This window comes from Bacillus cereus group sp. BfR-BA-01524 (genome assembly GCF_022662595.1).
Taxonomy (GTDB): Bacteria; Bacillota; Bacilli; order Bacillales; family Bacillaceae_G; genus Bacillus_A; species Bacillus_A thuringiensis_S.
On the sequence record NZ_JAKUDW010000391.1, the window covers coordinates 1 to 258 of the forward strand.

A 258-nucleotide genomic window follows, 5' to 3' on the forward strand; every position below is an offset into this window, starting at 1 on the left:
TTCAATTTGAGAAGCAGAAGCTGCCATATTAGTAGCTTGGCTCGTTACGTTGTTTAAGTTATGGTCTAAACGGTTTAATTGAGAACCGAAAGTTGCTCTAGCGTCAGCAATTTCTTGAATAGCAGTGTCAAGAGCTGTGATTTCAGCTGCTGCAGTTGTAGCATCTAATTTCTTTGATCCATCAGTTGAAACTGCTAAAGTACCAGTTGTTTTACCTTTTGTATCGATAGCTGTGATTTTCATTGTATCATTTGAAGC

At 38.0% G+C, this 258-nt stretch carries 1 protein-coding gene; it reads right to left on the reverse strand.

Annotation, left to right across the window (positions count from 1 at the left end):
* A partial coding sequence (locus MR170_RS31605) for a flagellin (RefSeq protein WP_276575702.1) occupies positions 1–258 on the reverse strand: 258 nt, incomplete at both ends.